The organism is Bacillus sp. EU55 (assembly GCF_038005925.1).
GTDB lineage: Bacteria > Bacillota > Bacilli > Bacillales > Bacillaceae > Bacillus > Bacillus velezensis.
Genome location: NZ_JBBOUE010000001.1, coordinates 1 through 10,000 on the forward strand (window position 1 = coordinate 1; position 10,000 = coordinate 10,000).

7 protein-coding genes and 1 rRNA gene (1 of these 8 cut by a window edge) are annotated in these 10,000 nt (G+C 45.6%); all 8 read left to right on the forward strand.

From position 1 onward, the window contains the following. Positions 1-1,341, forward strand: a complete 1,341-nt coding sequence (dnaA, locus tag NYE50_RS00005) for a chromosomal replication initiator protein DnaA (protein ID WP_004392913.1) — start codon at positions 1-3, stop codon at positions 1,339-1,341. A gap of 184 nt (positions 1,342-1,525) precedes the next feature. Beyond that, positions 1,526-2,662, forward strand: a complete 1,137-nt coding sequence (gene dnaN / locus NYE50_RS00010) for a DNA polymerase III subunit beta (protein ID WP_014416704.1) — start codon at positions 1,526-1,528, stop codon at positions 2,660-2,662. A gap of 134 nt (positions 2,663-2,796) precedes the next feature. Further along, positions 2,797-3,012 (forward strand): ribosome maturation protein RlbA, encoded by a 216-nt coding sequence (gene rlbA, locus NYE50_RS00015; RefSeq protein WP_004392910.1) that lies wholly within the window; start codon positions 2,797-2,799, stop codon positions 3,010-3,012. A gap of 15 nt (positions 3,013-3,027) precedes the next feature. Beyond that, the gene (gene recF, locus NYE50_RS00020; RefSeq protein WP_159353689.1) at positions 3,028-4,140 is read left to right on the forward strand and encodes a DNA replication/repair protein RecF; all 1,113 of its coding nucleotides are present in this window, start codon (positions 3,028-3,030) and stop codon (positions 4,138-4,140) included. Positions 4,141-4,157: 17 nt separating this feature from the next. Next, positions 4,158-4,403: an extracellular matrix regulator RemB gene (remB, locus tag NYE50_RS00025; protein ID WP_004392908.1), complete on the forward strand. Its 246-nt coding sequence runs from the start codon at positions 4,158-4,160 to the stop codon at positions 4,401-4,403. Positions 4,404-4,459: 56 nt separating this feature from the next. Then, a complete protein-coding gene (gene gyrB, locus NYE50_RS00030; protein ID WP_014720600.1) occupies positions 4,460-6,376 on the forward strand; it encodes a DNA topoisomerase (ATP-hydrolyzing) subunit B in 1,917 nt (638 codons plus the stop codon). Positions 6,377-6,591: 215 nt separating this feature from the next. Beyond that, the gene (gene gyrA, locus NYE50_RS00035) at positions 6,592-9,051 is read left to right on the forward strand and encodes a DNA gyrase subunit A (RefSeq protein WP_159353690.1); all 2,460 of its coding nucleotides are present in this window, start codon (positions 6,592-6,594) and stop codon (positions 9,049-9,051) included. 362 nt (positions 9,052-9,413) lie between these two features. After that, positions 9,414-10,000, forward strand: a 16S ribosomal RNA gene (locus NYE50_RS00040); it runs 963 nt beyond the window's last position.

Consider the following 10,000-nt stretch of genomic DNA (forward strand, 5'->3'; position numbering starts at 1 on the left):
ATGGAGAATATATTGGATCTTTGGAATCAAGCTCTAGCTCAAATTGAGAAAAAGCTAAGCAAACCGAGTTTCGAAACTTGGATGAAGTCGACGAAAGCCCATTCGCTGCAAGGAGATACCTTAACCATCACCGCTCCCAATGAATTTGCCAGAGACTGGCTGGAGTCCAGGTACTTACATCTCATTGCAGATACCATATATGAATTAACCGGGGAAGAATTGAGCGTCAAATTTGTCATTCCTCAAAATCAGGACGAAGAAGACTTTTTACCGAAACCGCAAGTGAAAAAAGCGGCAAAAGAGGAACCGTCTGATTTTCCCCAAAGCATGCTCAACCCGAAATATACATTCGACACATTCGTCATCGGATCGGGAAACCGATTCGCCCATGCAGCATCACTGGCTGTGGCGGAAGCACCCGCTAAAGCGTACAACCCTTTATTTATATACGGGGGAGTCGGCTTAGGAAAAACCCACTTAATGCACGCGATCGGCCATTATGTCATTGATCATAATCCTTCAGCCAAAGTGGTGTACCTGTCTTCTGAAAAATTCACAAATGAATTCATCAACTCAATCCGCGATAACAAAGCCGTTGATTTCCGCAACCGCTACCGGAACGTTGATGTACTTTTGATAGATGATATTCAATTTTTAGCCGGAAAAGAACAAACACAGGAAGAGTTTTTCCATACATTCAACACGCTTCATGAAGAAAGCAAACAAATCGTGATTTCCAGCGACAGACCGCCGAAAGAGATCCCGACCCTTGAAGACCGCCTGCGTTCGCGGTTCGAATGGGGATTGATTACGGATATCACACCGCCGGATCTGGAAACGCGGATTGCCATCCTGAGAAAGAAAGCGAAGGCGGAAGGCCTTGATATTCCGAACGAGGTCATGCTTTACATCGCAAATCAGATTGACAGCAACATCCGCGAACTGGAAGGGGCATTAATCCGGGTTGTCGCCTATTCATCCTTAATCAATAAAGACATTAACGCAGACCTGGCTGCGGAAGCATTGAAAGATATTATTCCGTCTTCAAAGCCGAAGGTCATTACGATAAAAGAGATTCAGCGGATTGTCGGACAGCAGTTCAACATTAAGCTTGAAGATTTCAAAGCGAAAAAGCGCACGAAATCCGTGGCGTTCCCAAGACAAATTGCGATGTATCTTTCAAGAGAAATGACGGATTCTTCTTTGCCTAAAATCGGGGAAGAATTTGGCGGGAGAGACCATACAACCGTCATTCACGCCCATGAAAAGATTTCAAAACTGCTGATTGATGACGAGCAGCTTCAGCAGCAGGTGAAAGAAATAAAAGAACTGCTTAAATAATAGTGTCCTCGGATGAATCGGGGAAAGTGTGAATAACTTTTTCATAGCCATACACAGTCTGTCCACATGTGGATAGGCTGTGTTTCCTGTCTTTTTCACAACTTATCCACAAATCCACAGGCCCTACTATTACTACTGCTATTTTTAAAATATATTAATTATATTATCCGTTAGGAGGATAAACATGAAATTTACGATTCAAAAAGATCGTTTAGTCGAAAGTGTACAAGACGTTCTAAAAGCCGTTTCATCCAGAACCACAATTCCCATTCTCACCGGTATTAAGATCGTCGCCTCAGATGAAGGAGTATCTTTCACAGGAAGTGACTCTGATATTTCAATCGAGTCATTCATTCCGAAAGAAGAAGATGATAAAGAAATCGTGACGATCGATCAGCCGGGAAGTATCGTGCTGCAAGCGCGTTTCTTCAGCGAAATCGTTAAAAAACTGCCGATGGCGACTGTTGAAATCGAAGTTCAAAATCAATATTTAACGATTATCCGTTCCGGAAAAGCCGAATTTAATTTAAACGGCCTTGATGCAGATGAATATCCGCATCTACCGCAAATCGAAGAGCATCACGCCATTCAGATTCCGACGGATCTTTTGAAAAACCTGATCCGCCAAACCGTGTTCGCTGTGTCCGCCTCAGAAACACGCCCTATCTTGACAGGTGTAAACTGGAAAGTCGAAAACGGTGAATTATTATGCACTGCCACGGATAGCCACCGACTCGCTTTAAGAAAGGCGAAGCTTGATATTCCGGAAGACAGCTCTTATAACGTGGTCATTCCCGGGAAAAGCTTAACCGAGCTGAGCAAAATTCTTGATGACAACCAAGAACTGGTTGATATCGTGATTACAGAAACCCAAGTGCTGTTCAAAGCGAAAAACGTATTGTTCTTCTCAAGATTGCTTGACGGAAACTATCCGGACACGACCAGCTTAATTCCGCAGGAAAGCAAAACGGAAATCGTCGTGAACACGAAGGAATTTTTACAGGCGATAGACCGTGCTTCTTTATTGGCGAGAGAAGGCCGCAACAACGTTGTAAAGCTTTCTGCCAAACCGGCGGATTCGCTTGAAATTTCATCAAATTCTCCGGAAATCGGAAAAGTGGTCGAAGCTGTGCTGGCTGACCAGATTGACGGCGAGGAATTAAATATTTCATTCAGTCCAAAATATATGATGGACGCACTGAAAGTACTTGAAGGAGCGGACATCCGTATCAGCTTTACGGGAGCGATGAGACCGTTTCTTATCCGTACGCCGAATGATGAAACCATCGTTCAGCTCATCCTTCCGGTCAGAACGTATTAATCAAACAGAATGTGCTGCCGGCTTAGTTCGGCAGCTTTTCTATTCATCAGCCGCTCCCTCAAGTTTTCCCTTTCCTTATTTCAGGATTTTTTAGTACAATTAGATATTAGTGATATTTGAAAGAGGTCGATATTATGGCAAATCCGATTTCGATTGATACAGAAATGATTACGCTTGGCCAGTTTTTAAAATTAGCCGATGTAATTCAGTCCGGCGGCATGGCGAAATGGTTTCTGAGCGAGCATGAGGTGACTGTCAACAATGAACCTGACAATCGCCGCGGCAGAAAGCTTTACGTTGGAGACGTGGTCGCGATTGAAGGATTTGGTTCATTTCAAGTCGTCAATTAAAGCGGGTGACAGCGGTTGTATATCCAAAATTTAGAATTAACATCCTACCGTAATTATGAGCGCGCTGAGCTTCAATTCGAAAACAAGGTGAATGTGATCATCGGGGAAAATGCCCAAGGCAAAACCAATCTGATGGAAGCCATCTATGTCCTTTCGATGGCAAAATCACACCGCACCTCAAATGACAAAGAACTTATACGGTGGGACGAAGACTATGCTAAAATAGAAGGAAGAGTGATGAAGCGCAACGGGGACATCCCGATGCAGCTTGTCATCTCCAAAAAAGGTAAAAAGGGCAAGGTCAATCATATAGAGCAGCAAAAACTCAGTCAGTATGTCGGAGCGCTGAACACCATTATGTTTGCCCCCGAGGATTTAAATCTCGTCAAAGGAAGCCCTCAGGTGAGGAGGAGATTTCTCGATATGGAGATCGGGCAGGTTTCTGCCGTTTATCTGTATGATTTATCTCTTTATCAAAAAATCCTTTCACAGCGGAATCATTTTCTGAAACAGCTGCAAAGCCGGAAACAGACTGACTGGACTATGCTTGACGTTCTCACTGATCAGCTGATTGAAGCAGCCGCAAAAGTTGTCGCCAAACGTCTGCAGTTTACGGCGCAGCTTGAAAAATGGGCGCAGCCGATCCATTCCGGCATTTCCCGGGGACTTGAAGAACTGACGCTTAAGTATCACACGGCGCTTGATGTATCAGATCCCAAAGATTTGTCGAAAATAGGTAACAGCTACCAGGAGTCTTTTTCGAAATTAAAAGAAAAAGAAATAGAACGAGGCGTCACATTATTCGGACCGCATCGGGATGATGTCCTTTTTTATGTGAACGGACGCGATGTGCAGACGTACGGTTCACAGGGACAGCAGCGTACGACGGCTTTGTCTTTGAAGCTGGCCGAAATAGATTTGATTCATGAAGAAATCGGAGAATACCCCATTTTACTTTTGGATGATGTACTAAGCGAGCTGGATGATTACCGACAGTCCCATTTGCTTCATACGATCCAAGGCCGTGTGCAGACATTTGTCACCACGACAAGCGTGGATGGCATTGACCACGATACCTTACATCAAGCAGGAATGTTCCGTGTGGAAAACGGTACGTTAGTGAAGTGAAGAAATGAGGTGAGCGATTGTATATTCATTTAGGTGACGACTTTGTCGTTTCAACACGCGATATCGTCGGCATTTTTGACTGCAAGGTCAATGTATCGCCGATCGTTGAAGAATTTCTGGACAGACAGAAAGAAAAAGTAGTGCCGTCCGTAAACGGCACGCCAAAGTCTATCGTAGTCACGACTGAGAATATATATTACTCTCCCTTATCTTCCGGCACACTGAAGAAACGTGCGCAATTTATGTTAGAAATAGATTCTTAGCGGATCTTTACAATGAATATATCGTTTAAGAAAAGTGTAGGTGAATGTGCATGGCTATGGAACAGCAGCAAAATAGTTATGATGAGAATCAGATACAGGTATTAGAAGGTTTGGAAGCTGTTCGAAAGAGACCGGGGATGTACATCGGATCAACTAACAGCAAAGGCCTTCACCACTTGGTGTGGGAAATCGTCGATAACAGTATTGACGAGGCCCTGGCCGGTTATTGTACAGATATTAATATCGAGATTGAAAAAGATAACAGCATTACCGTTAAGGACAACGGGCGCGGAATTCCGGTCGGTATCCAGGAGAAGATGGGCCGCCCTGCGGTTGAAGTCATCATGACCGTTCTCCACGCCGGCGGTAAATTTGACGGAAGCGGATATAAAGTATCCGGCGGTCTTCACGGTGTAGGGGCGTCTGTCGTAAACGCCTTGTCGACCACTCTTGACGTTACGGTTCATCGTGATGGAAAAATCCACTATCAGGCGTACGAGCGCGGTGTGCCTGTGGCCGATCTTGAAGTGATCGGTGATACTGATAAGACCGGAACGATTACGCACTTCGTTCCGGATCCGGAAATCTTCAAAGAAACAACTGTATACGACTATGATCTGCTTTCAAACCGTGTCCGGGAATTGGCCTTCCTGACAAAAGGCGTAAACATCACGATTGAAGACAAACGTGAAGGACAAGAACGGAAAAACGAGTACCACTACGAAGGCGGAATCAAAAGCTATGTTGAGTACTTAAACCGTTCCAAAGAAGTCGTTCATGAAGAGCCGATTTATATCGAAGGCGAGAAAGACGGCATAACGGTTGAAGTTGCACTGCAATACAACGACAGCTATACAAGCAATATTTATTCTTTCACAAATAATATCAACACATACGAAGGCGGGACGCACGAAGCCGGATTTAAAACCGGTCTGACCCGTGTCATAAACGACTATGCAAGAAGAAAAGGGATTTTCAAAGAAAATGATCCGAATTTAAGCGGGGATGATGTGAGAGAAGGGCTGACTGCCATTATTTCAATTAAGCACCCTGATCCGCAATTCGAAGGGCAGACGAAAACCAAGCTCGGCAACTCTGAAGCGAGAACGATCACTGATACGCTGTTTTCTTCTGCGCTGGAAACATTCCTTCTTGAAAATCCGGATTCAGCCCGCAAAATCGTTGAAAAAGGTTTAATGGCCGCAAGAGCGCGGATGGCAGCGAAAAAAGCGCGGGAATTGACCCGCCGCAAAAGTGCGCTTGAGATTTCCAATCTGCCGGGCAAACTGGCGGACTGTTCTTCTAAAGATCCGAGCATTTCCGAGCTGTATATCGTAGAGGGTGACTCTGCGGGCGGATCAGCGAAACAGGGACGGGACCGTCATTTCCAAGCCATTCTGCCGCTGCGCGGTAAGATTCTGAACGTTGAGAAAGCCAGACTTGATAAGATTCTCTCAAACAATGAGGTCAGATCAATGATCACGGCCCTCGGAACAGGAATCGGCGAAGATTTTAATCTTGAAAAAGCGCGTTATCATAAAGTGGTCATCATGACGGATGCCGATGTTGACGGCGCCCACATCAGAACGCTTTTATTAACGTTCTTCTACAGATACATGCGGGAAATCATCGAAAACGGCTATGTCTACATTGCCCAGCCGCCGCTTTATAAAGTGCAGCAGGGAAAACGGGTGGAATACGCTTATAACGATAAGCAGCTTGATGAGCTGTTAAAAGAGCTTCCGCAATCGCCTAAGCCCGGCCTCCAGCGTTATAAAGGTCTTGGAGAAATGAACGCGACTCAGCTTTGGGAAACGACAATGGACCCTGCGACCAGAACGCTTCTGCAAGTCAATCTTGAAGATGCAATGGACGCTGACGAGACTTTTGAAATGCTGATGGGTGACAAAGTAGAACCGCGGAGAAACTTCATAGAAGCAAACGCCAGATACGTGAAAAATCTTGATATTTAACCAAGAAAGCCTTATTTTCGTTAAGAAATAAGGCTTTTTTCTCAAAGCGGCTTCTAAAGCCTCTGAAAACCCGCAAAACCCGTATATTCTACTAAATTAATGTGTATAAACACAAGTTTATTGATATAATGGAGAATAGTGAAATCGTATTGAAGATCATAATGGACAATCTACTCCCACATTATTTCATGTGATACTTCAGGGAGGTTTTTTTAATGAGTGAACAAAACACACCACAAGTACGTGAAGTCAATATCAGTCAGGAAATGCGGACATCTTTCCTGGACTATGCAATGAGCGTTATCGTATCCCGGGCGCTTCCGGATGTGCGTGACGGTCTGAAGCCGGTTCACAGACGGATTTTGTACGCAATGAATGATTTAGGCATGACCAGTGACAAACCATATAAAAAATCTGCCCGTATCGTCGGTGAAGTTATCGGTAAGTACCATCCGCACGGTGACTCAGCGGTTTACGAATCAATGGTCAGAATGGCGCAGGATTTTAACTACCGCTACATGCTTGTTGACGGACACGGCAACTTCGGTTCGGTTGACGGCGACTCAGCGGCCGCGATGCGTTACACAGAAGCGAGAATGTCAAAAATCGCAATGGAAATTCTGCGTGACATTACGAAAGATACGATTGATTATCAAGATAACTATGACGGCGCAGAAAGAGAACCTGTCGTCATGCCTTCGAGATTTCCGAATCTGCTCGTAAACGGAGCTGCCGGTATTGCGGTCGGAATGGCGACAAATATTCCTCCGCATCAGCTTGGGGAAGTCATTGAAGGCGTGCTTGCCGTAAGTGAGAATCCTGAGATTACAAACCAGGAGCTGATGGAATACATTCCGGGCCCGGATTTTCCGACTGCTGGTCAGATTTTGGGCCGGAGCGGCATCCGCAAGGCATATGAATCCGGACGGGGATCAATCACAATCCGGGCTAAGGCTGAAATCGAAGAGACATCATCAGGAAAAGAAAGAATTATTGTTACGGAACTTCCTTATCAGGTGAACAAAGCGAGATTAATTGAAAAAATCGCAGATCTTGTCCGAGACAAAAAAATCGAAGGAATTACCGACCTGCGAGACGAATCCGACCGTAACGGAATGAGAATCGTCATTGAGATCCGCCGTGACGCCAATGCTCACGTCATTTTGAATAACCTGTACAAACAAACGGCCCTGCAGACGTCTTTCGGAATCAACCTGCTGGCGCTCGTTGACGGACAGCCGAAGGTGCTGAGCCTGAAACAATGTCTGGAGCATTATCTTGATCACCAAAAGGTTGTGATCCGGCGCAGAACGGCTTACGAACTCCGCAAAGCGGAAGCGAGAGCTCACATTCTGGAAGGTTTAAGAATTGCTCTCGATCATTTAGATGCCGTTATTTCTCTTATCCGCAGTTCCCAGACGGCTGAAATTGCGAGAACGGGTTTGATCGAACAATTCTCACTGACTGAAAAACAAGCGCAAGCCATTCTGGATATGCGCCTTCAGCGATTAACCGGTCTGGAGCGCGAAAAGATTGAAGAGGAATATCAATCACTTGTTGCGCTTATCGCCGAGCTGAAAGATATTTTAGCCAATGAAGAAAGAGTTCTTGAAATCATCCGTGAAGAGCTCAATGAAATCAAAGAGCGTTTCAATGATGAGAGACGCACTGAAATCGTGACGTCCGGTCTTGAAACAATTGAAGATGAAGATCTTATCGAGAGAGAAAACATCGTCATCACACTGACCCATAACGGCTATGTTAAACGTCTCCCGGCGTCCACATACCGCAGCCAAAAACGGGGCGGAAAAGGCGTACAGGGAATGGGAACGAATGAAGATGACTTTGTGGAACACTTAATTTCCACATCAACGCACGATACGATCCTGTTCTTCTCTAATAAAGGGAAAGTATACCGTTCTAAAGGATATGAAATCCCTGAATACGGCCGTACGGCAAAAGGCATTCCGATTATTAACCTTCTGGAGGTTGAAAAAGGCGAATGGATTAATGCTATTATTCCGGTCAGCACTTTTGATGAGGAGCAATACCTCTTCTTTACGACCAAACAAGGGGTGTCGAAACGTACGGCACTGTCCCAGTTTGCGAATATACGGAATAACGGGCTGATCGCCCTGGGTCTCCGGGAAGACGATGAACTGATGGCCGTCCGCCTGACTGACGGCAAGAAACAAATCATCATCGGAACGAAGAACGGTTTGCTGATCCGTTTCCCTGAAGAAGATGTAAGACAAATGGGACGCACAGCTGCGGGTGTTAAAGGCATCACGCTGACAGACGATGATGTCGTTGTAGGCATGGAGATTCTTGAAGAAGACTCCCACGTCCTCATAGTGACAGAAAACGGCTACGGCAAACGCACACCTGCTTCAGAATACAGAGTTCAAAGCCGGGGCGGGAAAGGCCTTAAAACATGTAAAATCACTGACAGCAACGGTCCGTTAGTAACCGTGAAAGCAACAAAAGGCGAAGAGGACTTAATGATTATTACGGCAAGCGGCGTGTTAATCAGAATGGATATTAATGATATTTCCACTACGGGACGCGTAACACAAGGCGTCCGTCTGATCCGCATGTCCGATCAAGAGCACGTGGCCACTGTGGCACTAGTGGAAAAGAATGAAGAAGAGCCGGAAGAAATGGAAGAAGAATAGATGAAAAAGCGCAGCTGTACCAAGCTGCGCTTTTTCTATATAAAGAAACGAAAAAAGCTTTGACACAAAGCGATGATGCTGATATAATTCTTTTTGTTGTCTTTTCAACACAAAGACAGTCTGCTGAAAAAGTTTTTTAAAAAAAGTATTGACCTATCAAACTGAAAATGTTATGATTAAGAGGTCGCTTCGAGAGAAGTCAAAAAAGTTCTTTGAAAACTAAACAAGACAAAACGTACCTGTTAATTCAAAGTTTTAAATAAATCGCACAGCGATGTGCGTAGTCAGTCAAACTAAGGTCTGCACGATGCAGATCACACAGACGTTACTGCAGGATGCAGTGAACTTAGTCTGTGATCCATTTATCGGAGAGTTTGATCCTGGCTCAGGACGAACGCTGGCGGCGTGCCTAATACATGCAAGTCGAGCGGACAGATGGGAGCTTGCTCCCTGATGTTAGCGGCGGACGGGTGAGTAACACGTGGGTAACCTGCCTGTAAGACTGGGATAACTCCGGGAAACCGGGGCTAATACCGGATGGTTGTTTGAACCGCATGGTTCAGACATAAAAGGTGGCTTCGGCTACCACTTACAGATGGACCCGCGGCGCATTAGCTAGTTGGTGAGGTAACGGCTCACCAAGGCGACGATGCGTAGCCGACCTGAGAGGGTGATCGGCCACACTGGGACTGAGACACGGCCCAGACTCCTACGGGAGGCAGCAGTAGGGAATCTTCCGCAATGGACGAAAGTCTGACGGAGCAACGCCGCGTGAGTGATGAAGGTTTTCGGATCGTAAAGCTCTGTTGTTAGGGAAGAACAAGTGCCGTTCAAATAGGGCGGCACCTTGACGGTACCTAACCAGAAAGCCACGGCTAACTACGTGCCAGCAGCCGCGGTAATACGTAGGTGGCAAGCGTTGTCCGGAATTATTGGGCGTAAAGGGCTC